The following is a 21,716-nucleotide window of genomic DNA, read 5'->3' as shown; positions in this document are numbered from 1 at the left end:
CATCATGCCCAAGCGTACAGACCTAAAAAGCATTCTCATCATCGGCGCCGGCCCCATCATCATCGGGCAGGCCTGCGAATTCGACTATTCCGGCGCGCAAGCGTGCAAGGCGCTCAAGGCCGAGGGTTACCGCACCATCCTGGTGAACAGCAACCCCGCCACGATCATGACCGACCCGGAAACGGCCGACGTCACCTACATCGAGCCCATCACCTGGCAAGCCGTCGAAAAGATCATCGAGCGTGAAAAGCCCGATGCGCTGCTGCCCACCATGGGCGGCCAGACCGCGCTGAACTGCGCGCTCGACCTGGCCCACCACGGCGTGCTGAAAAAGCACAATGTCGAACTGATCGGCGCCAACGAGCACGCCATCGAAAAGGCCGAAGACCGCCAGAAGTTCAAGCAGGCCATGACCGACATCGGCCTGGAATCGGCCAAATCGGGCGTCGCCCACAGCATGGACGAAGCCTGGGAAGTGCAGCGCCGCATCGCCGCGGAAGTCGGCACCTCGGGCTTCCCCGCCGTCATTCGCCCCAGCTTCACCATGGGTGGTTCGGGCGGCGGCATTGCCTACAACGCCGAAGAATTCGAAACCATCTGCCGCCGCGGCCTGGAAGCCTCGCCTACCAGCGAACTCCTGATCGAAGAGTCGTTGCTGGGCTGGAAGGAATTCGAGATGGAAGTCGTCCGCGACAAGGCGGACAACTGCATCATCGTCTGCTCCATCGAAAACCTGGACCCGATGGGTGTGCATACCGGTGACTCGATCACCGTGGCGCCGGCCCAGACGCTGACCGACAAGGAATACCAGATCATGCGTAACGCATCGATCGCGGTATTGCGCGAAATCGGCGTGGACACCGGCGGCTCGAACGTGCAGTTCGCGGTCAATCCGCAGAACGGCCGCATGATCGTCATCGAGATGAACCCGCGCGTGTCGCGTTCTTCGGCGCTGGCCTCCAAGGCCACGGGCTTTCCCATCGCCAAGGTCGCTGCGCGCCTGGCCGTGGGCTACACGCTGGACGAACTCAAGAACGAAATCACCGGCGGCGCCACGCCGGCCTCGTTCGAACCGTCGATCGACTACGTCGTCACCAAGGTGCCGCGTTTCGCCTTCGAGAAATTTCCCACCGCCGACGCCCGCCTGACCACCCAGATGAAGTCCGTGGGTGAAGTCATGGCCATCGGCCGCACCTTCCAGGAATCGTTCCAGAAGGCGCTGCGCGGCCTGGAAGTCGGCGTCGACGGCCTGAACCAGAAAACCACCGACCGCGAAAAGCTGCAGGTCGAGCTGGGCGAACCCGGTCCGGAACGCATCTGGTACGTGGGCGACGCCTTTGCGCAAGGCTTCACGCTCGACGAAGTGCACGCCATCACGCACATCGACCCCTGGTTCCTGTCGCAGATCAAGGAAATCGTCGACATCGAGCTCGCGCTCGAGCAAAAGACGCTGGCCGACCTGGACTACGCCACCCTGTGGGAACTGAAGCGCCGCGGTTTCTCCGACCGCCGCCTGGCGTTCCTGCTGGATTCGGCCGAATCCGAAGTGCGCAAGCTGCGTCACCAGCTGAACGTGCGTCCGGTCTACAAGCGCGTGGACACCTGCGCCGCTGAATTCGCCACCCGCACGGCCTACATGTACTCCACCTACGAGGAAGAGTGCGAAGCCGCGCCCACCGACCGCAAGAAGATCGTGGTGCTGGGCGGTGGCCCGAACCGCATCGGCCAGGGCATCGAATTCGACTACTGCTGCGTGCACGCCGCGCTGGCGCTGCGCGACGACGGGTACGAGACCATCATGGTCAACTGCAACCCGGAAACCGTGTCCACCGACTACGACACGTCGGATCGCCTGTACTTCGAACCCCTGACGCTCGAAGACGTGCTGGAAATCGTCCACAAGGAAAACCCGGTCGGCATGATCGTCCAGTACGGCGGCCAGACCCCGCTGAAGCTGGCGCGCGCCCTGGAAGCCAACGGCGTGCCCATCATCGGCACCAGCCCCGAATCCATCGACGTGGCCGAAGACCGCGAGCGCTTCCAGAAGCTGCTCAACAAACTGGGCCTGCGTCAGCCGCCCAACCGCACGGCCCGCACCGAAGGCGAGGCCCTGGCCCACGCCACCGAAATCGGCTACCCGCTGGTGGTGCGTCCCAGCTACGTGCTGGGCGGCCGCGCGATGGAAATCGTGCACGAGCAGCAAGACCTCGAACGCTACATGCGCGAAGCCGTCAAGGTCAGCAATGACTCGCCGGTGCTGCTGGATCGCTTCCTGAACAACGCCACCGAAGTCGACGTCGACTGCCTGGCCGATGGCGAAACCGTCTTCATCGGCGGCGTCATGGAACACATCGAGCAAGCCGGCGTGCACTCGGGCGACTCCGCCTGCAGCCTGCCGCCTTACTCGCTGTCGGCCGACGTCATCGCCGAAATCAAGCGCCAGACCACCATGATGGCCAAGGCCCTGAACGTCAGCGGCCTGATGAACGTGCAGTTCGCCATCCAGGGCGGCGACGTCTACGTGCTGGAAGTGAACCCGCGCGCTTCGCGTACGGTGCCTTACGTGTCCAAGGCCACCGGCCTGCAACTGGCCAAGATCGCCGCGCGCGCCATGGCCGGCCAGACGCTGGCGGCCCAGGGCATCACCAAGGAAGTCGTGCCGCCTTACTTCTCGGTCAAGGAAGCCGTGTTCCCGTTCGTGAAGTTCCCGGGCGTGGACACCATCCTGGGTCCGGAAATGAAGTCGACCGGCGAAGTGATGGGCGTGGGCACCAGCTTCGGTGAAGCCTTCGTGAAGTCGCAGCTGGCCGCGGGCGTGCGCCTGCCGGAATCCGGCACGGTGTTCATCAGCGTGAAGAACCAGGACAAGCCCCGCGCCGTCGAAGTGGCGCGCGGCCTGCACGCCCTGGGCTTCAAGCTGGTCGCCACGCGCGGCACGGCGGCCGAGATCGAAGCGGCCGGCATTCCCGTGCAGCGCGTGAACAAGGTCACTGAGGGCCGTCCGCACATCGTCGACATGGTCAAGAACGGCGAGATCTCGCTGGTCATCAACACCGTCGAAGAACGTCGCAACGCCATCGTCGACTCGCGCACCATCCGCACCCAGGCGCTGGCCGCCCGCGTGACCTTCTTCACCACCATCGCCGGCGCCCGCGCCGCGGTCGAAGGCATGCAGTATCTGCGCCAGGGCTTGGGCCTGCAGGTCTATTCCCTGCAGGAACTCCACGCGTCTTTGACTGACAAATAGTGCTTGGGCGCGCAGAGGGCGCGCTGCAAGTGAAGTGAGGTGAGGGCAAAAGAATGAAATGGTTCATTCTTGCGTTATTCATTGTGTGCGCCACGGTAGTTCACTACCGTGGCCGTGTCAGGCACCGGTTCTCGCGGCAGGCGTTGGATCACTCCACGTTCACGGCGCCGCTGAACTGCTTCATGTACGCGTTCTCCAGCGTGCCCAACAAGCCCTATCTCGATCTGGATCAGTTTCCAGAGCTGAAGGTCTTGTTGGACCGCTGCGACGAAATCCGGGCAGAGGCCGTCAACCTGTATGGCGACGGCCACATCAAGGCCTCGGATAAATACAACGACGCGGGCTTCAATTCCTTCTTCAAGACCGGCTGGAAGCGTTTCTACCTGAAATGGTATGACGCCGACCATCCGTCGGCCGACGCCCTGTGTCCGGTCACGACCCAGTTGCTGGCAGGCATTCCCACCATCAAGGCGGCGATGTTTGCCTCGTTGCCTCCGGGCAGCCGCCTGCCGCGGCATCGCGACCCGTACGCCGGTTCGTTGCGCTTTCACATGGGCCTGATCACGCCGAACAGTCCCGACTGCTATATCGACGTCGACGGCCAGCAATACCACTGGCGCGACGGCGAAGCAGTGGTGTTCGACGAAACGTTCATCCATTACGCCGAAAACAAGACCGACCAGAACCGCATCATCCTGTTCGCGGACGTGGAACGCCCCATGCGTTACCGCTGGGCCCAGGCGTTCAACCGGGTGGTGGGCGGTTTCCTGCTGCGTGCGGCCGCAGCCCCCAACCAGGAAGGCGACGCCACCGGTGGCATCAACCGCATTTTCGGTGCGGTGTACGCGGTCAGGCGTTTCGGCAAGGCGCTCAAGAAAAAGAGCAAGCCGCTGTACTACCTGTCCAAATGGGCGCTGGTGGCGGCGATCTTCGCGCTGATCTTCCTGTAATCCGCGGCGCCGGCCTTCCTGTAGGATATCGGGCGGCCCTCCCTGGCGGGAGGCGCCGCCTTTTTTCATCCGACCCAGGCGAACTCATGGACAGAGTCTTCATTACCGGTGCCAGCAGCGGCTTGGGCCGAGCCCTGGCCCAGCAATACGCCGCGGCCGGCGCCACGCTGGGCCTGCTCGGGCGGCGCGAAGACGCGCTGCGCGAACTGGCCGCCAGCCTGCCGGGCCAGCACCGCTGGTATGCGGTGGACGTGCTTGATCGTCCGGCGCTGCATGCCGCCGCGCAGGATTTCATTGCGTTTTGCCAGGGGCGGGTAGACGTGGTCATCGCCAGCGCCGGTATCAGCGCAGGCACCCTGACCGGGCACACCGAAGACTTTGACGTTTTCAAAGCCATTGTCGACACCAACCTGTTGGCGACCGTGGCCACCTTCGAACCCTTCGTGGACGCCATGCGCGCCGCGGGCGGGGGGCGGCTGGTAGGTATTGCCAGCGTGGCCGGCGTGCGCGGCCTGCCCGGGGCAGGCGCCTACAGCGCGTCGAAATCGGCGGTCGTGACCTACTGCGAAAGCCTGCGGCTCGAGCTGGCGGGCGACGGCATCCGCGTCGTCACCATTGCGCCGGGCTACATCCGCACGGCGATGACCGCGCACAATCCGTATTCCATGCCGTTCCTGATGGACGCGGACGCCTTCGCTCGACGGGCGCACGCAGCCATCGCGCGAGGCACGTCGTACACGGTGATTCCCTGGCAGATGGGCGTGGTGGCCAAGCTGATGCGGCTGTTGCCCAATGCCGTCTACGACCGCCTGGCGCGCAATGCGCCGCGCAAACCGCGCAAGGCGGACAAGGCGGGGCAGTAGGAGATAACGCGGCAGGCCAGGCCGCACCAGGCGGCGTGGCCCAAGGCCGTTACGGCACCACGTCGTCGCCGACTTCGGCAGCCACGTGGCCCACGTCGCCCCAATCCAGCACCTGCCAGTGACGGCCCTTTACGCCCACCCGGTTGATGCTGACATTGAGCAGCGCGGCATCGCGCGGCGCGTTCAGCGGCACGCCGCTGGCATGGCGCCAGATGATGTCCAGCACGCCGCCGTGCGTGAACATCAGGATGCGTTCGCCCTCGTGGCGGCTGGCAATGTCGTCCACGGTGGAAATCACGCGCGACTGGAACTGGCCCAGCGTTTCGCCGCCATCCAGCGGGCGCAGCGGATCGCGGCTTTTCCAGGCGGCGGCGGCTTCCGGCGCCAGCACATCGATGCGGTCGTGGTCCAGGCCTTCAAGCACGCCAAAGCCGCGCTCGCGGATGCCCGGTTCGACGCGTACGCGCAGGTCCAGTTGCTCGGACACCGGTACGGCGGTGGCGTGGGCGCGCTGCAGGTCGCTGCTGTAGATGGCGTGGATCGGCGTGTGGTGGGCTTCCTCGCGCAGGCGCGCCGCCAGCAGGCTGGCCTGGTTGCGGCCGAATTCGTTCAGCGGGATGTCTTTCCAGCCTTGCAGGCGGCGTTCGCGGTTCCAGTCGGTTTCGCCGTGGCGGATGAACCAGATTTCAGTCATTGCAATATCGATACGGTGGGGAAGGGGCGCGGACGGACGGGTGGGCCCGGCTCAAAGCGGGTCGGGCGCGATTGGCGCACGCGGCTTCCAGATGGCTTGAATCACCGAGCTTAACGCGACCAGCGCGGGCTCGCTAGCGCGTTCGTAGGGCAGGATGAAGCCCAGCGTCGCGTCGGCGCGAGCCTGGCCCCAGACGATGAAGTCGTTCGAGGCCGCGCCGGCCAGCGCGGTTTCCTCGCGCAGCAGCGCGCAGCCGGCGCCGGCCCGCACCAGTGCTTCCAGGTTGGCCTGGTCGTCGTGCTGCATGGCCACGCGCGGCGACAGGCCGTGGCGTTCGAACATGTCGCGCAGCAGCAGGTGGGTGTGGCTGCCGGCCGGACCGTCCAGCCATGGCAGTTGCGCCACTTCGCGCCAGCCGCCGCGCTTGAGCACGGCGGCCTGTTCCTTGGGCAGCGCGATGCGGTAGCGCACACTGCGCAGCGGCTGCCACAGCACCCCGCGCGGCGGGTGGGCGGCAATCGTCAATGCCGCCGGCAGCCGGCCGGTGCTGACCTGTTCGGCAAGCGTGGCGGTGGGCAGCGTCTGCGTCTTCAGTTCGATCAGCGGCAGCCGCTGGGCAATGGCCGAGGCCAGCTCGCCCAGCCGCAGGAAATCCGGTTTTTCGCTGGGCACGCCCAGTTCGACCACGCCTTGCAGGCTGCCCTGCAACTGCTGCGCTTCGGACTTGAATTGCGCGCCCAGCACCAGCAGCGATTCGGCCGTGGGCAGCAGCATTTCGCCGGCCTTGGCCAGCGCCAGCCGGCCGCCGCTGCGATCAAACAAGGCCACGCCCAGGCTTTGTTCCAGGGCCTTGATCTGGCCGGTGACGGCGGGCTGGGTCAGCGACAGGGCTTCGGCGGCCTTGGTCAGGTTGCCCAGCCGGGCCACCGTGACGAAGGCGCGTATCTGATAGATTTCCATGGCGCCTTTGTAGGGGAACCGGGCTCAGGCGGCAAGCAGCCGCACCTGGGTCGGCTCCAGCCCGATCGACACCGGCGCCCCCACCGGAAACGGCGACAGTCCCGCCAGGTGAGACTGGTCTGCCGTCAGGCGCTGCTCGCCCACCTGCACCTGGTAGCGGGTGAACTCGCCCAGGAACTCACTGCTTTCCACCACGCCAGGCAGCCACACGTAGCGCGCATCGCCCAAGCCGTCGGCCATTTCGATCTGCACGGTATGCGGCCGGAAGCTCGCCGCCAGGCGCTGCGCCGTGGGCGCTTCGGCCGCCAGCGGCAGGTGCAGGTCGCCCACGCCTTCCACCGCCAGCACCACGCTGCCGCTGGTGCGCTCGCGCACATTGCCTTCCAGCACGTTCATGGTGCCCACGAAGTTGGCCACGAAGCGGTTCACCGGATAGTCGAACAGCGTGCTGGGTGCGCCGATCTGCTGCACCACGCCATGGTCCAGCACCGCCATGCGGTCGGCGGTGGTCATCGCCTCTTCCTGGTCGTGCGTCACGAAAATGGTGGTGATGCCCAGCCGGCGCTGCAGGCTGAGCAGATCCTGGCGCATCTGCACGCGCAGCTTCTTGTCCAGGTTCGACAGGGGTTCGTCCAGCAGCAGCACCTGCGGCTCGATCACGATGGTGCGCGCCAGCGCCACGCGCTGCTGCTGGCCGCCGGACAGCTGGTTGGGGCGGCGGCGCGCGTATTGCGACAGGCCCACCAGTTCCAGCGCGGCCTCGACCTTGCTGCGGATCTGGTCGCGCGGCAGCTTGCGTTCGACCAGGCCGAACGCCACGTTGTCCCACACCGTCATGTGCGGCCACAAGGCATAGTTCTGGAACACCATGCCGATGTTGCGGTTCCAGGGCGGGATGCCGCTGATGTCCTTGCCATCCACCAGCAGCTGGCCGGCGTTCTGGCGGTTGAAGCCCGCGATCAGGCGCAGCAAGGTGGATTTGCCCGAGCCGGATGGCCCCAGCAGGGCGAAGAACTCGCCGGGCTCGATGCTGATGTTGACGTCCTTGAGCACTTCCGTCTTGCCGTACGACAGGCGGATGTTGCGGCATTCAACGCTGACTTTCTTCATGTTGTTCCCCTTGGTTCAAGCCTCGTCGCCGCGCGCCGGGCGCTGGCGCGCCTGGGCGCGCTCCACCAGCAGGTGCGAGACATAGGTGCCGATGGCCACGGCCACCACCGCCAGCACGCCCAGCGCGGCGCCGGGCCCACGGCCCGCCGCGCTCTGCATGTACAGATAGATGCCGTAGCTCATCGGCGCCTGGCTGTCTTTGGTGACCAGCATGATGGTGGCCGACAGCTCGACCGCCGCCGTCACGAAGCTGGTGACAAATCCAGCCAGCATGCCACCGGCCATCAGCGGCACCACCACGCGGCGGATGGTGCGCAGGCGAGTCGCGCCCATCGATTGCGCGGCCTCTTCCAGCGATACGTTGATCTGCTGCAGCGAGGCCACGCAGGAGCGCAGCGCATACGGCAGGCGCCGCACCGAGTACGCGATCATGATGATGATCCACGACGAGGTCAGCAGCGTGCCGGTGCCGGGAATCTCCACGCCGCGGAACGTGCGCAGCAGGCCGATCGCCAGCACGATGCCGGGAATCGCCAGGGCGGCGGACGCCAGGAAATCCAGCCACTGGCGCGCCGGCAGGCGGGTGCGCAGCATCAGGTAGGCAATGGCCGTTCCCAGGATCACGTCCACGCCCGCGGCCAGGCCGCAATACAGCAGCGTGTTGGCGATCATGCCCTGCGACTCGCTGAACACCGCGGCGTAGTGCGCCAGCGTGTAGCCGTCGGGCAGCGGCGCAAAGCTCCAGACGCTGGCCAATGACAGCAGCAGCACGCCCATGTGCGGCGACAGCACAAGCAGCAGCACCAGGGCGATCCAGCCATAGGCCAGCGTGCTTTCCAGCGGATTCAGTTTGCGCTTCTGGATCGAGTTGCCGCCCTTTTGCAGCGTGGAATAGTCGCGCCCCTTGAGCACCCGCGCCGACAGCCACAGCGCCAGGATCGAAAACGCGATCATGATCACGCTGATCACATAACCCAGCGGATCTTCCAGGCCCACCTGGGTGATGCGCAGATAGGCCTGCGGCGCCAGCATGTTGGTGGTGCCCAGCACCAGCGGCGTGCCCAGGTCATCGAACACCTTCACGAACACCAGCGACGTGCCCGCCACGTAACCGGGCAGCGCCAACGGGAAGATCACCCGGCGGAACAGCCGGAACCCGCGCGAACCCAGGTTGAAGGCCGCCTCTTCCATGGCGCCGTCGATGTTGCGCAGCGCCACCACCAGGTTCATCAGGATGAACGGGAAGTAGTGCAGGGCCTCGACGAAGATCACGCCGTTCAGCCCGTCCATGAACGGGATGGTGAAGCCGAACCAGTCGTTCAGCAGCAGGTTCACGCTGCCCGAACGGCCGAAGATCAGCTGCATGGCCACGGCGCCCACGAAGGGCGGCATGATCAGTGGCAGCACGCCCAGCGTCTGGATGATGAGTGCGCCGCGGAAATCGAAGCGCACCGTGAAATACGCCAGCGGCACCGCGATCAGCGAGGCCAGCAGGGCGGACCAGCCCGCGACGTAGAGGCTGTTGAAGAAGGCCTCGCGCATCAACGGCTGGTTGAAGAAGGCGCCGAAGTGGCCCGTGGTGAAGCTGCCGTCCGCATTGACGAACGCCGTGTAGAACACGGTGCCCACCGGCACGGCCAGGAACAGCGCCAGGAAACCCAGCACCAGAAGCGCGGCCAGCACAGGGCCGGCGGGCAGGCGGGTATGGCCCGGAAGATTCATCGAGATTCCCGTTGTGGTTGAAGACAGGCGGTGGCCGCCGGTCCGTGCCAAGGGCCGGCCCGACGGTCATGCGGGCGGGGCGAGCCCCGGCCCCGCAGGTCCTGCGCTACAGCGCTGCCGCTTCCCGCGCCAGCTTCACGGCCTGCTCATAATTGCTTTTGGCCGTGCCGTTCCATTCGCCTTCCAGCTGCGTGATCTGCTGGTTGACCGCCGCGTCCTTCTTGTTGCCGCTGAAGATCTTCAGGAAGGCCGGGTCGGCGGCTTTCTTGCCGTCGACCAGCGGGGCCCACGCCAGCCTGCGCGCCTGTGCCAACAGTTCTGCCGGCTTGCCGCTCTTGGCCTTCTCGCCCAGCTTGGCCTCGGCGTCGTAGATCGCCTTGGTCGCCGCCTGCAATTCCTTCAGGCGGAACGTGACGGTCTGGTCATACAGCGACTGCACCACGTAGTAGCGCGTCTGCGACAGGTCGGCATTGAACTGGACCTTGCTGCGGCGTGCGATCTCGGCCGGGTCCGGATAGCCTTCGGGCACCTTGCCGGCCAGCGCCGAGTACGGCAGCACCGGCAGGCGCGAGATCTTCGGTTCCAGCAGCAGTTCCTGGCCTGCCTGGCTCAGGGTGAAGGCGATGAACTTCTTGCCTTCCTCGGTGTTCTTGGCGCCGTCGATCAGCGCGATGTTGGCCGGCACGATGGCCGTTTCCGACGGATAGACGAATTCCACGGGGAACTTCGAATACTTGCTCGACAGGCCGAAGAAGTCGATGACCGGACCCGCGCCGAACTGGCCGTTGTTCACGCCGTCCGGCACGCCGAACGAACGTTCGGTGACCGCGCTGCTGTTGCCCGACATGCGCAGCAGCGTATTCCAGCCGTCATCCCAGCCTTCGCCCTGCAGGATCGTTTCCACGGTCAGGTGCATGGTGCCCGAGCGCGATGGGGAGGTGATGCCGACATGGCCGAACCATTGCGGCGCCAGCAGGTCCTTCCATTCGACCGGCGCGGGGATGTTGTGGGCCTTGATGTAGCGCGTGTTGTAGACGATGCCGTAGCCGGCCAGCGCCTGTCCGAGGTACATGCCGCCAGGGTCGTTGATGGGGTAGTTGCCGATCTTGTCCGGCACATTCCTGTTGGCCACGTCCGACGAGTTGGCCAGCAGCTTGTCGCGGCCCAGCACCTCGAACGCGTCGGGGGCGCTGGCCCAGAACACCTCGGGGCGCTGGCCCGCCGGCGTTTCGCGCACGTAGGCGATGCCGGACACGGTGTTCTTGTTCAGGATTTCCAGCGTGATGCCCGGGTTGGCCTTTTCGAACGCGGTCTTGTAGGCCTGGGTCAGGTCTTTCGGGAACGACGTGATGACCGTGACGGTGCCCGCCAGGGCCGGCGCCGCGCAGGCGGCCAGCAACGCCCCTGCAAGGGCTGTGCGCATTGCATGCATGGTTTGTCTCCGTGGTTTTTTGATTTGTCCGGAGACCTTAATGGCTGCGCCCGCCGCACGTCCAATCAGAAATTTTGATGCGCGTCATCAGCCCGGGGGGGGGGCTGGCGCCGGTCCCGCCGAAGCACCGGCGCAGGGAAAACGCGCTTACGCCGTGGCTGCCACGCCGCCGTTCGCTTTGGCCATCGCCTTGGCTTTTTCGGCCATGACCTGCTGGATCTGGCTCATGATCTGCATCGCCTGGCCGTTCAGTGCTTGCATCTGCGTGGCTTTTTGCTCGGCCGACGCGTTGCTGTCGCGCACGCGTGCAATCTGCTCCATGACCCGCTTGAGCTGGCGCTGCAGTTCCTTGATCTGCCGGGTGTAGTGGTCGTCGTTCTCGGAAGATTCCGTTTCCTCCGTCTGGCCCACCTTCATGGCGCCGGCATTGGACACGCGGATCTTGCCGTCGGGCGTGACGGTGACGCCCTTGCTGTCGTCCTTGGCGTCCTTGGCTTCCTTGTTGGCCTGGATTTTCTGCGCCCACAGGTCGGCGATGCTGCCGATGCGCGAGGTGCCGCTGATGGAATCGATGGCCATGAGGGGTCTCCAGAAGGAAGAATGACTGGGGGTTTCCACTAATACGGCATTCCGACCGGGAACTTAAGTTGCCGCCCGTTCCCGGCCCCCTTTACACTGGCGCCCGCTCACACCAATCACCCCCGGGGAATCCATGTCCAATTCCTATTTTCCGCGCTGGCGCCTGGCCGACGACGCCGAGCCCGGCGTCATCATCGCGCCCGATGAACGGCTGTCCTGGCCCAAGAACGTGGCCATGGGGGCGCAGCACGTGGTGGCGATGTTCGGCTCCACCGTGCTGGCGCCGCTGCTCATGGGCTTCGATCCCAACGTCGCCATCCTGATGTCGGGCATCGGCACCCTGATCTTCTTCCTGTTCGTCGGCGGCCGCGTGCCCAGCTACCTGGGCTCCAGCTTCGCCTTCATCGGCGGCGTCATCGCGGTGACCGGCTATGCCGGCGGCGGCGCCAATGCCAACATCGGCGTGGCGCTGGGCGCCATCATCGCCTGCGGACTGGCCTACACGCTGATCGGCGTCATCGTCTGGATCGTCAACGCCCGCGCGGGCGGCGGCGCCAACTGGATCGATACGCTGATGCCGCCGGTCGTGACCGGCGCGGTCGTCGCGGTGATCGGCCTGAACCTGGCGCCCATCGCCGCCAAAGGCGCCATGGGCGCCTCGGGCTTTGATAGCGCCATGGCAATTGTCACCATCCTGTGCGTGGGCGGCATCGCCGTCTATACCAAGGGCATGGTGCAGCGGCTGTTGATCCTGGTCGGCCTGATCCTGGCCTGCGTGGTGTACGCCCTCTGCGCCAACGGCCTGAATCTGGGCAAGCCCATCGACTTTTCCGCCGTGTACGCCGCGGCCTGGTTCGGGCTGCCGCATTTCGCTGCACCGGTCTTCAAGGCCGAGGCAATGGGCCTGATCGTGCCGGTGGCCATCATCCTGGTCGCCGAGAACCTGGGCCACGTCAAGGCGGTCAGCGCCATGACCGGCCAGGACCTGGACCGCTACCTGGGCCGCGCCTTCGTCGGCGACGGCGTGGCCACCATGGTGTCGGGCGCAGTGGGCGGCACCGGTGTCACCACCTATGCCGAGAACATCGGCGTGATGGCGGTCACCCGCATCTATTCGACGCTGGTGTTCGTCATCGCGGCCCTGATCGCCATCGTGCTGGGTTTCTCGCCCAAGTTCGGCGCCTTGATCCAGACCATCCCGGCCCCCGTGCTGGGCGGCATGTCGGTCGTGGTGTTCGGCCTGATCGCCATCGCCGGGGCCCGGATCTGGGTCGTGAACCAGGTCGACTTCAGCGACAACCGCAACCTGATCGTGGCCGCCGTCACGCTGGTGCTGGGCGCGGGCGACTTCACGGTCAAGCTGGGCAACTTCACGCTCGGCGGCATCGGTACCGCCACCTTCGGCGCGATCATCCTGTACGCGTTGCTGCGTCGCAAGAAGCAGGGGTAGGGCGGCGGTTGCCGCTTGCGCCTTGCCGCTGGCCGGGCGCTCGGGCCCGGCCCCTGGCCGCCGGCCCGGGCTGGCGTGACGTCCGCCCAGGCCGGCCCCCTCTCAGGGCCGTGATAGCCGCGAAGCCGGTGCCCGGCCCGCCACCCGCACCGGCGCCGCCTCGATCACCTGGCCCGACTGGGTCTTGAAGACTGCGGTGGCCTCGGAAAGGCGCCGCGCCTGGTCCTCCATCGCCGATGCCGCGGCCGAGGCTTGTTCCACCAGCGCGGCGTTCTGCTGTGTCACCTCGTCCATCTGCGACACCGCCAGGGTGACCTGGTCGATGCCGCCGGCCTGCTCGGCCGACGCCGCCGAGATTTCGCCCATGATGTCGGCCACTCGCTGCACCGAGGTCACGATTTCCTCCATGGTCTGGCCGGCGGCCGATACGTGCGACGCCCCTGCCGCCACCGTCTCGACGGAGGTCTCGATCAGGGCCTTGATTTCCTTGGCCGCCTGCGCCGCGCGCTGGGCGAGGGTGCGCACTTCGCCCGCCACCACCGCAAAGCCCTTGCCCTGTTCGCCCGCTCGCGCCGCCTCCACGGCCGCATTGAGCGCCAGGATGTTGGTCTGGAAGGCAATGCCGTCGATCACCGAGACGATGTCGGCGATACGGCGCGAGCTGTCGGAGATGCCTTGCATCGTCGCCACCACCTGGCCGACCGTGTGGCCGCCGCGCTGGGCCACTTCCATGCTGACCGCGGCCAGTTGGTTGGCCTGGGCGGCGTTTTCGGCATTCTGCTTGACCGTGGCGGCCAACTGCTCCATCGTGGCCGCCGTTTCCTCCAGCGCCGCCGCCTGCTCTTCGGTGCGAGTCGACAGGTTGGCGTTGCCCGCGGCAATCTCGGCCGCCCCGACGTTGATTTCCTCCACCCCCTGGCGCACGGTCGTGACCGTACGCGTCAGCCCGTCCTGCATGCGCTTGACCGCCGAGAACAGCGTGCCGATCTCGTTGTTCGATCGGGCGTCCACCCGCTGGGTCAGGTCGCCGGCGGCGATGCGGTCGAAGTGCCGGCCCGCGTCCTGCAAGGGCAGCAAGACGCCACGCCGGATGAAGGCCCAGCACAGCGCCGCCAGCAGCACGGCTACCGACAGCAGCACGATGGACGACACCTTGGCTGTCGCGTAGGTGTTCTGCGAACGGCCCAGCACCCCGTCGCTGCGTTCCTGCACGCGCGCCAGGAAGACCTGCATGTCCTTGGCGAAATTCGTGTCAGCCTGCCGCACGGCGTCTTCGCCCTGCTGGTAGCGGGCCACCGAGCGTTCCTTCAGCGCCGAATCCAGTTCCTGCAGCGCCGCCGCGTAGCCGTTGAAGCGGCCTTGCAGCGCCAGGGCCAATTCCTGGCCGCGCTCGCTCTTGGGTACTTCCATGTAACGGGCAAAGCGCTCGCGCGCCAGTTGCAACTGTTCGGCGGCAGTCGCTTCGGCTGCCGCGGCCTGGTCGTTGGCGCCGGCCTGCAGGGCGGCAATGCCGGCGCCCAGCGCCAGGCGGGTCCGCAACAGGGCGCCATTGGTCTCGTACAGCGGATCGACCTGGTGCACGGCCACATTATTCAGGTCTTCGATTTCCCGCACGCTGTTTTCGGCATTCATCCAGCCTAGGCCGCAAGCCAGCGCCAAGGCCACCACGAAGCAGGCCAGCACCAGCATCATTCCCGTACGGACTTTCAATTTTTCCAGCATGAGAGCTCCCGTTCTTGAACGCGCTCCACCGCTGGCGCGGGCCCCAAGCCCATGGGCGCTGCGGTAGAGGGGCAAACGTCGAGCCGGATGACTGCGATGCGTCCGCCCAATCTGCAACACGCACAATCGATCGATTCCCGCGGCGGCCACATTATGTCGTTGGCCGTCGCGCCCCTCGGATTTGATTAAGGAAAACCGCCGGTTGATTCCGACTTGTATTTAATTGTTATTAATGGGCCGATTTGTCGGTTATACCTTTTTTATTCGATACCACCGCGCGTTTTTACAGAAACCCCGGGCCCTCCCGATATCCAGGCTATCGGTGAGTATCTTTTATGCAACGCGCGGCAGCGGCCCTTGCCGGGTCAGGGGCGGGCGGGGTTGGTGGGGGACGGATCTGGAAGCAGGCCGTTTTGGGAAACGACGGGTTTTAGCGGGTTACAGCGGCGAAATGCGCCGAAAACGACGGTTTCTCCGGTGGCTTGCAATTCCCGTGGACTTTGACCACAATATGGCCTTGATTGCCCCGGTTCCGACCCGAGCCGGGGTTTTGTTTTGGTCGAAGCTTGCCGCATCCGCCTGGCGAGCCGACCGGACGCCTACCGCGTCAGGTCCAAGACCTTCACACCGAGAACGCTCCGTCCGGGGCGTTTTCTACTTTTGTTTGGGAAACGACAATGTCTGCCATTCCTTTGACCGTGCGCGGGGCCGAGCGCTTGCAAGAAGAGCTCCAGCGGCTGAAAACCGTGGAACGTCCCGCCGTCATCAACGCTATCGCTGAAGCGCGCGCGCAGGGCGATCTGTCGGAAAATGCCGAGTACGATGCGGCTCGCGAGCGCCAAGGTTTTATCGAGGGCCGGATTGCCGAACTTGAAGGCACGCTTTCCAATGCCCACCTGATCGACCCGACCTCCCTCGAGGCCGAAGGGCGCGCCGTGTTTGGCGCTACCGTCGACATCGAAGACCTGGATTCGGGCGACCGTGTGACGTACCAGATCGTCGGCGACGTCGAAGCCGACATCAAGTCGAACCTGATCTCCGTGTCGAGCCCCGTGGCCCGCGCACTGATCGGCAAGAGCGAAGGCGATGTCGTCGAGGTCAAGGCCCCGGCTGGCGTTCGCGAATATGAAGTCCTGGGCGTGCGTTACATCTGACGCCTGCCAATAGCGGTAACATCAGCAAAACACCATAGCCAGAACGTAGCGTTCGTCAGGATTTCCGCGGCTAGCAGGCGGAACGCTATGGTGGACCGGGCGCGTAAAGCGCCCGTTTTTGTGCCCGGGTTCTATCTTTTGGGCGACGACTTGCGGCTGGTGCCGCTGCGTGCCCCGGCCCGCAGGCTGAGCGCGCTGCCGGCGCGACGCGGAATGCCGTGGGCGCTGGAAGACGTCTTCTTGTTGCTGGGACGCATCGGCTTGCCGTTCTTGTTCAGCTGGTCCTGGGGCACGAAGCGGGCCTTGGCCGGCTTGGGCTCTTCGGTTTCGGAACGGCGCGGACGCTTGGACAGGGTCTTGCCTTCGGCGGCCAGCTTCTTGGGCGTATGCGGCTCGGAGGCGCGGCGCTTGGTCGAGGCGGGGCGCTCCGGTTCCATCGCGGCCAGCGCGGCGGGCTTGATGTTGCCAGCCAGCGGGCGGAACAGAATCAGGGTCTTGCCCAGGTGGTGCACGGGGGCGCAGGACAGCGTGTCGCAGATGGTCGACAGCATGGCATCGCGGGCCTCGCGGTCGTCGCCGCCGGCGCGGACCTTGATCAGGCCGTGGGAAGCGAGTGCCAGATCGATTTCCTTGAGCACGGCTTCAGTCAGGCCATTGTCGCCAATCAGGACGACGGGGCGCAAAGGGTGAGCGGCGGACCGAAGGTCGCTGCGCTCACGAGAGGTAAGTTCTAATATAGGCATGCGTGGAATTGTACGGTAATGGCCAAGAATAAATTCTCCAAAGACTGGATTCACCAGCACATCAACGATCCCTATGTGAAGATGGCGCAACAGAAGGGCTACCGGGCCCGCGCCGCCTTCAAGCTGATCGAGATCCTCGACACCGAGAAACTGATGCGCCGGGGCGACCTGGTCATCGACCTGGGTTCGGCGCCCGGCAGTTGGTCCCAGGTGGCGCGCGAGCGCCTCGCCGGGCCCGGCGGCGTCGTGGACGGACGCATCATCGCGCTCGACATGCTGCCCATGGAGCCCGTGGCGGGCGTCGAATTCATCCAGGGCGACTTCCGCGAAGATGACATTTTGAAACAGTTGGAAGACATGGTCGGATCGCGCGCGGTAGACCTTGTAATTTCCGACATGGCCCCCAACTTGTCAGGCGTGGGTATCGCCGACGCCGCGCGCATCCAGCATGTGTGCGAGTTGGCGATGGAATTTTCGCTCGCCCATCTCAAGCCCAATGGGGCGCTGATCGTCAAGGCTTTCCACGGAACCGGCTTCTCGCAGATCGTGCAAAGCTTCAAGCAGCACTTCAAGCGGGTGGTCGAGCGCAAGCCGAAGGCATCGCGGGACAAATCCTCCGAAACCTTTCTGGTGGCCCGCGATCTGAAATAACCCATGCCGGGGCCTCGTGCCCCGGTCAGAAGAAACCCCCCGGTCGGCCACGGCCGGCCTGCCGAGACAACGACCAGCAAAATCACGAATCAGGCGTAATTTAGAGGCCCCGGCTGATCCCAGGACGCAACCCGGTCCAACAGGGTAGAATGGGCTATTGACATACTTGTGACTGTGCCATACGCGGGTGCGCAGTCGCCGGTCGGAATCGAAAGCAGGAGATCGACCTTGAATAATTCATTTTCGAAAGTCGCCGTCTGGATGGTGATAGCCCTGGTGCTATTCACGGTCTTCAAGCAGTTCGACGGACGCGCACAGACCCAGGACGGCGTGACCTACACGCAGTTCATGGACGACGCCAAGGCGGGACGTATCCGCAAGGTGGACGTGCAGGGCGGCGCCGGTGGCGACGTGCTCTACGTCACGCCGGACGCAGGCCGTGCCTACACCCTGACCTCGCCGGGCGACCTCTGGATGGTCTCCGACCTGCTCAAGTATGGCGTGCAGGTGTCGGGCAAGCCGCGCGAAGAGCAATCGCTGCTCATGAGCATCTTCGTGTCGTGGTTCCCCATGCTGCTGTTGATCGGCGTGTGGGTGTTCTTCATGCGCCAGATGCAGGGCGGCGGCAGGGGCGGTGCGTTCAGCTTCGGCAAGTCGCGCGCCCGCATGCTCGACGAAAACACCAACCAGATCACCTTCGCCGATGTGGCGGGCTGCGATGAAGCCAAGGAAGACGTCCAGGAACTGGTCGACTTCCTGCGCGACCCCAGCAAGTTCCAGAAGCTGGGCGGTCGCATTCCGCGCGGCGTGCTGATGGTCGGCTCGCCCGGTACCGGCAAGACGCTGCTGGCCAAGGCCATCGCGGGCGAAGCCAAGGTGCCGTTCTTCAGCATCTCGGGTTCGGACTTCGTTGAAATGTTCGTCGGCGTGGGCGCGGCCCGCGTGCGCGACATGTTCGAAAACGCCAAGAAGCACGCGCCCTGCATCATCTTCATCGACGAAATCGATGCGGTGGGTCGCCAGCGTGGCGCCGGCCTGGGCGGTGGCAACGACGAACGCGAACAGACCCTGAACCAGATGCTGGTGGAAATGGACGGCTTCGAATCCGGCCAGGGCGTCATCGTGATCGCCGCCACCAACCGTCCGGACGTGCTGGACCCGGCGCTGCTGCGCCCGGGCCGCTTCGACCGCCAGGTCGTGGTGCCGCTGCCCGATATCCGTGGCCGCGAGCAGATCCTGAAGGTCCACATGCGCAAGGTGCCGCTGTCGCCCAACGTCGACGCGACCATCCTGGCGCGCGGCTGCCCGGGCTTCTCGGGCGCCGACCTGGCCAACCTGGTCAACGAAGCCGCGCTGTTCGCCGCTCGCCGCAATGGCCGCACGGTGGATATGTCCGACTTCGAAAAGGCCAAGGACAAGATCATCATGGGCGCCGAGCGCCGCTCGATCGTCATGCCCGAAGAGGAACGCAAGAACACCGCGTACCACGAGTCCGGCCACGCGATCGTCGCGCGCATGCTGCCCAAGACCGACCCGGTCCACAAGGTCACCATCATCCCGCGCGGCCGTGCGCTGGGCGTGACCATGCAGTTGCCCGAAACCGACCGCTACAGCATGGACAAGGGCCGTCTGCTCTCGACCATCGCCGTGCTGTTCGGTGGCCGCATCGCCGAAGAACTCTTCATGGACCAGATGACCACCGGCGCCTCGAATGACTTCGAACGCGCCACGGCCATCGCCCGCGACATCGTCACGCGCTACGGCATGACCGACGAACTGGGTCCCATGGTCTACGCCGAGAACGAAGGCGAAGTGTTCCTGGGCCGCAGCGTCACCAAGACCACGCACATGTCCGAAGCCACCATGCAGAAGGTGGACTCCGAGATCCGCCGCATCATCGACGAGCAATACGGCGTGGCGCGCAAGATCCTGGAAGAAAACCGCGACAAGGTCGAAGTCATGACCGCCGCGCTGCTCGAATGGGAAACCATCGACGCCGACCAGATCAACGACATCATCGAGGGCCGCCCACCGCGTCCCCCGAAGACGCCGCAGGGTCCGTCGGATACGCCCGACACGCCCCCGACCGGCCTTGCCGCAGGCGGCAATACGGCGGCCGCAGTCTGAGGGCTTCCGTCCTGAGTTATGGCCAATAACTTTCTTTGCGGGCGCTTCGAGTTTGATCTCGAGCGCCCGCTTGTCATGGGCATCGTCAATGTCACGCCGGATTCCTTTTCCGACGGCGGCCAGCACGACGATACCGATTCCGCGGTGGCGCATGCGCGCCAATTGATCCAGGAAGGCGCGCAGATCCTCGATCTGGGCGGCGAGTCCACGCGCCCCGGCGCCGACCCGGTATCCGTGGCCGACGAACTCGATCGGCTGTTGCCGGTGATCGAGGCGTTGCGCGATTGCGGCGTGCCGTTGTCCATCGACACCTTCAAGCCCGAGGTCATGCGCGCCACGCTGGATGCCGGCGCCGACATGATCAACGACATCTATGGCTTCCGGCAGCCGGGCGCCATCGAGGCAGTGGCGCAATCGCGCTGCGGGCTGTGCGTCATGCACATGAAAGGCGAGCCGCGCACCATGCAGGCGACGCCCCCTGAATATTCAGACCTGATCGGCGAGATCGGGCTCTTCCTGGGATCGCGCGCCCAAAAGCTGCGGGCGGCCTGGGTGGACCCCCGGCGCATCGTGCTGGACCCGGGCTTCGGGTTCGGCAAGACCGCCGACCAGAACTTTCAACTGCTGCGCCGGCTGTCCAGCCTGCGCAGCGGCGGTTATCCATTGCTGATTGGCTTGTCGCGCAAGACCATGATCGGCCAGGCCACGGGCCGGCCGGTCGGCGACAGGCTGCCCGGCAGCATTGCCGCCGCCCTGGCCTGTGTGGCCCGTGGCGCGTCCATCGTGCGGGTGCACGACGTCGCGGCCACGGTCGACGCGCTCAAGGTGTGGCAGGCGGCTGAACAAGGAGCTATCACTTCATGATTCGACGCAAGTATTTTGGTACCGACGGTGTCCGTGGCGAAGTGGGCGGCCCGGTGATCAACGCAGAATTCGCGTTGCGCCTGGGTTATGCCGCCGGCCGCGTGCTGGCCCGCGAACATGCGGGGCGTGGCGGCAGCCGCCCGCAGGTCGTGATCGGCAAGGACACCCGCATTTCCGGCTACATGCTGGAATCGGCACTGGAGGCCGGCCTGTCGGCCGCCGGCATCGACGTGCTGCTTGCAGGCCCGATCCCGACGCCCGCCGTGGCCTACCTGACCCGCGCGTTGCGCCTGGTCGCCGGGATCGTGATCAGCGCCTCGCACAATCCCTACCAGGACAACGGCATCAAGTTCTTCTCGGCCCAGGGCATGAAGCTGCCCGACGAGATCGAAGCCGCGATCGAGGTTGCGCTGGACGAGCCGCTGGGTTGCGTCAGCTCGGAAGGGCTGGGACGCGCCCGCCGCATGTCGGATGCGCAGGGCCGTTACATCGAGTTCTGCAAGAGCACGTTCCCCAATGATCTCGACCTGAACGGCATGAAGATCGTGGTGGACGCCGCTCATGGCGCCGCATACAACATCGCGCCGCACGTCTTCCGCGAACTCGGGGCCGAGGTGCACGCCATCGGTGTGCACCCCGACGGCTTCAACATCAACAAGGGCGTCGGTGCGCTGCATCCCGAGTTGCTGGCCAAGGAAGTGAAGGCGCGCGACGCCCACATCGGCATCGCCCTGGACGGCGACGCCGACCGCCTGCAGATGGTGGACGGCGACGGCCGCATCTACAACGGCGACGAATTGCTCTACGCCATCCTGCGCGAGCGCATGCAGCGCGGCAAGGTCGATGGCGTCGTGGGCACGCTGATGACCAACTTCGGCTTCGAGCGCGAATTGAACCGCCTGGGCGTGGGCTTCGAGCGTGCCAATGTGGGCGACCGCTACGTGCTGGAACAGATGCAGGCACGTGGCTGGCTGTACGGCGGCGAAAGCTCCGGCCACTTGCTGTGCCTGGATTGCCACTCCACCGGCGACGGCATCGTGGCGGCCCTGCAGGTGCTGACCGCGCTGCGCCGCAACCAGGCGTCGATGGCCGACTGGGTGCAGGATCTGCGCATGTATCCCCAGAAGATGATCAACGTGCCGATCACTCCCGGCCAGGACTGGAAATCGCATCCCGGCCTGAGCGCGGCGCGCAAGGCCGTCGAGGCCGAACTGGCCGGCCGTGGCCGCATCCTGATCCGTGCTTCGGGTACCGAGCCCAAGCTGCGGCTGATGGTCGAAGCCGAGGACGAGGCCCTGGCCGTGACGTCTGCTGAAAAGCTGGCGGCCAGCCTGGCATAGGCTCTTTTTTGCGTGGATCGAACCTGGCCATTCATCGTTTTGCGATGAATGGCCATTGTTTGTGAACATTCAGCATTGTTTTGTAAAGAATTGTCGAGCTTTGCAGGA

17 protein-coding genes are annotated in these 21,716 nt (G+C 65.4%); 9 read left to right on the top strand and 8 right to left on the bottom strand.

The features are described from left to right. Positions 1-4 precede the first annotated feature (4 nt). From carB to ACUDP5_RS22505, 3 genes are all read left to right on the top strand, one after another. Positions 5-3,247, top strand: coding sequence for a carbamoyl-phosphate synthase large subunit (gene carB, locus ACUDP5_RS22515; protein WP_263911494.1), 3,243 nt, complete (start codon positions 5-7; stop codon positions 3,245-3,247). Between the two features lie 53 nt (positions 3,248-3,300). After that, entirely contained in the window at positions 3,301-4,197 is an 897-nt protein-coding gene (gene lpxO / locus ACUDP5_RS22510; protein ID WP_263911495.1) for a lipid A hydroxylase LpxO, read from the top strand. A gap of 86 nt (positions 4,198-4,283) precedes the next feature. Beyond that, positions 4,284-5,060 (top strand): SDR family oxidoreductase, encoded by a 777-nt coding sequence (locus ACUDP5_RS22505; protein ID WP_263911497.1) that lies wholly within the window; start codon positions 4,284-4,286, stop codon positions 5,058-5,060. Positions 5,061-5,109: 49 nt separating this feature from the next. Here ACUDP5_RS22505 and ACUDP5_RS22500 read toward each other — a convergent pair whose 3' ends face one another. From ACUDP5_RS22500 to ACUDP5_RS22475, 6 genes are all read right to left on the bottom strand, one after another. Next, positions 5,110-5,754 carry a histidine phosphatase family protein gene (locus tag ACUDP5_RS22500; protein ID WP_263911499.1) on the bottom strand — a complete coding sequence of 215 codons (645 nt, stop codon included), beginning with the start codon at positions 5,752-5,754 and terminating at the stop codon, positions 5,110-5,112. A 51-nt stretch (positions 5,755-5,805) separates the two neighbouring features. After that, positions 5,806-6,714, bottom strand: coding sequence for a LysR family transcriptional regulator (locus ACUDP5_RS22495; RefSeq protein ID WP_263911500.1), 909 nt, complete (start codon positions 6,712-6,714; stop codon positions 5,806-5,808). Between the two features lie 24 nt (positions 6,715-6,738). Beyond that, positions 6,739-7,824 carry an ABC transporter ATP-binding protein gene (locus ACUDP5_RS22490; protein WP_263911501.1) on the bottom strand — a complete coding sequence of 362 codons (1,086 nt, stop codon included), beginning with the start codon at positions 7,822-7,824 and terminating at the stop codon, positions 6,739-6,741. A gap of 15 nt (positions 7,825-7,839) precedes the next feature. Then, positions 7,840-9,546: an ABC transporter permease gene (locus ACUDP5_RS22485; protein ID WP_445657235.1), complete on the bottom strand. Its 1,707-nt coding sequence runs from the start codon at positions 9,544-9,546 to the stop codon at positions 7,840-7,842. Positions 9,547-9,652: 106 nt separating this feature from the next. Next, a complete protein-coding gene (locus tag ACUDP5_RS22480; protein ID WP_445657234.1) occupies positions 9,653-10,978 on the bottom strand; it encodes an ABC transporter substrate-binding protein in 1,326 nt (441 codons plus the stop codon). A gap of 147 nt (positions 10,979-11,125) precedes the next feature. Continuing rightward, a complete protein-coding gene (locus tag ACUDP5_RS22475) occupies positions 11,126-11,557 on the bottom strand; it encodes a FlxA-like family protein (RefSeq protein ID WP_445657233.1) in 432 nt (143 codons plus the stop codon). 133 nt (positions 11,558-11,690) lie between these two features. On the opposite strand from ACUDP5_RS22475, the gene ACUDP5_RS22470 reads away from it, so the two are divergent. Next, a complete protein-coding gene (locus tag ACUDP5_RS22470) occupies positions 11,691-13,007 on the top strand; it encodes a uracil-xanthine permease family protein (protein WP_263911507.1) in 1,317 nt (438 codons plus the stop codon). A 102-nt stretch (positions 13,008-13,109) separates the two neighbouring features. Here ACUDP5_RS22470 and ACUDP5_RS22465 read toward each other — a convergent pair whose 3' ends face one another. Further along, positions 13,110-14,729, bottom strand: coding sequence for a methyl-accepting chemotaxis protein (locus ACUDP5_RS22465; protein WP_263911509.1), 1,620 nt, complete (start codon positions 14,727-14,729; stop codon positions 13,110-13,112). Between the two features lie 677 nt (positions 14,730-15,406). On the opposite strand from ACUDP5_RS22465, the gene greA reads away from it, so the two are divergent. Then, complete coding sequence (gene greA / locus ACUDP5_RS22460) at positions 15,407-15,883, top strand: transcription elongation factor GreA (RefSeq protein ID WP_199166166.1); 477 nt, start codon at positions 15,407-15,409, stop codon at positions 15,881-15,883. A gap of 131 nt (positions 15,884-16,014) precedes the next feature. Here greA and ACUDP5_RS22455 read toward each other — a convergent pair whose 3' ends face one another. After that, positions 16,015-16,626 (bottom strand): YhbY family RNA-binding protein, encoded by a 612-nt coding sequence (locus tag ACUDP5_RS22455; protein WP_263911510.1) that lies wholly within the window; start codon positions 16,624-16,626, stop codon positions 16,015-16,017. An 18-nt stretch (positions 16,627-16,644) separates the two neighbouring features. Between ACUDP5_RS22455 and ACUDP5_RS22450 the strand changes: the two genes are divergently transcribed. The 4 genes from ACUDP5_RS22450 to glmM all read left to right on the top strand — a co-directional run bounded on the left by ACUDP5_RS22450 (position 16,645) and on the right by glmM (position 21,608). Further along, positions 16,645-17,277, top strand: a complete 633-nt coding sequence (locus ACUDP5_RS22450) for an RlmE family RNA methyltransferase (RefSeq protein ID WP_025139564.1) — start codon at positions 16,645-16,647, stop codon at positions 17,275-17,277. A 228-nt stretch (positions 17,278-17,505) separates the two neighbouring features. Further along, the gene (gene ftsH, locus ACUDP5_RS22445) at positions 17,506-19,404 is read left to right on the top strand and encodes an ATP-dependent zinc metalloprotease FtsH (RefSeq protein ID WP_445657232.1); all 1,899 of its coding nucleotides are present in this window, start codon (positions 17,506-17,508) and stop codon (positions 19,402-19,404) included. 18 nt (positions 19,405-19,422) lie between these two features. Beyond that, positions 19,423-20,268 carry a dihydropteroate synthase gene (gene folP / locus ACUDP5_RS22440; protein ID WP_445657231.1) on the top strand — a complete coding sequence of 282 codons (846 nt, stop codon included), beginning with the start codon at positions 19,423-19,425 and terminating at the stop codon, positions 20,266-20,268. Further along, a complete protein-coding gene (glmM, locus tag ACUDP5_RS22435; protein WP_263911513.1) occupies positions 20,265-21,608 on the top strand; it encodes a phosphoglucosamine mutase in 1,344 nt (447 codons plus the stop codon). The genes folP and glmM overlap by 4 nt, the downstream gene beginning before the upstream one ends. The last annotated feature ends 108 nt before the right edge of the window (positions 21,609-21,716 follow it).

The sequence above is a fragment of the Achromobacter sp. NCFB-sbj8-Ac1-l genome, from assembly GCF_052695805.1.
The sequence above is the reverse complement of the archived record's forward strand: the minus strand, read 5'-3'. Positions and strand labels throughout refer to the sequence as shown.

Bases quoted from the DNA above. Each gene is read 5' to 3' on its own strand.
- folP (WP_445657231.1), top strand. From the start codon at position 19,423: ATGGCCAATAACTTTCTTTGCGGGCGCTTCGAGTTTGATCTCGAGCGC.
- glmM (WP_263911513.1), top strand. From the start codon at position 20,265: ATGATTCGACGCAAGTATTTTGGTACCGACGGTGTCCGTGGCGAAGTG.
- ACUDP5_RS22465 (WP_263911509.1), bottom strand. From the start codon at position 14,729: ATGCTGGAAAAATTGAAAGTCCGTACGGGAATGATGCTGGTGCTGGCC.
- lpxO (WP_263911495.1), top strand. From the start codon at position 3,301: ATGAAATGGTTCATTCTTGCGTTATTCATTGTGTGCGCCACGGTAGTT.
- ACUDP5_RS22485 (WP_445657235.1), bottom strand. From the start codon at position 9,546: ATGAATCTTCCGGGCCATACCCGCCTGCCCGCCGGCCCTGTGCTGGCC.
- ACUDP5_RS22450 (WP_025139564.1), top strand. From the start codon at position 16,645: ATGGCCAAGAATAAATTCTCCAAAGACTGGATTCACCAGCACATCAAC.
- ACUDP5_RS22490 (WP_263911501.1), bottom strand. From the start codon at position 7,824: ATGAAGAAAGTCAGCGTTGAATGCCGCAACATCCGCCTGTCGTACGGC.
- ACUDP5_RS22505 (WP_263911497.1), top strand. From the start codon at position 4,284: ATGGACAGAGTCTTCATTACCGGTGCCAGCAGCGGCTTGGGCCGAGCC.
- ACUDP5_RS22455 (WP_263911510.1), bottom strand. From the start codon at position 16,626: ATGCCTATATTAGAACTTACCTCTCGTGAGCGCAGCGACCTTCGGTCC.
- ACUDP5_RS22470 (WP_263911507.1), top strand. From the start codon at position 11,691: ATGTCCAATTCCTATTTTCCGCGCTGGCGCCTGGCCGACGACGCCGAG.
- greA (WP_199166166.1), top strand. From the start codon at position 15,407: ATGTCTGCCATTCCTTTGACCGTGCGCGGGGCCGAGCGCTTGCAAGAA.
- ACUDP5_RS22495 (WP_263911500.1), bottom strand. From the start codon at position 6,714: ATGGAAATCTATCAGATACGCGCCTTCGTCACGGTGGCCCGGCTGGGC.
- ACUDP5_RS22500 (WP_263911499.1), bottom strand. From the start codon at position 5,754: ATGACTGAAATCTGGTTCATCCGCCACGGCGAAACCGACTGGAACCGC.
- carB (WP_263911494.1), top strand. From the start codon at position 5: ATGCCCAAGCGTACAGACCTAAAAAGCATTCTCATCATCGGCGCCGGC.
- ACUDP5_RS22475 (WP_445657233.1), bottom strand. From the start codon at position 11,557: ATGGCCATCGATTCCATCAGCGGCACCTCGCGCATCGGCAGCATCGCC.
- ACUDP5_RS22480 (WP_445657234.1), bottom strand. From the start codon at position 10,978: ATGCATGCAATGCGCACAGCCCTTGCAGGGGCGTTGCTGGCCGCCTGC.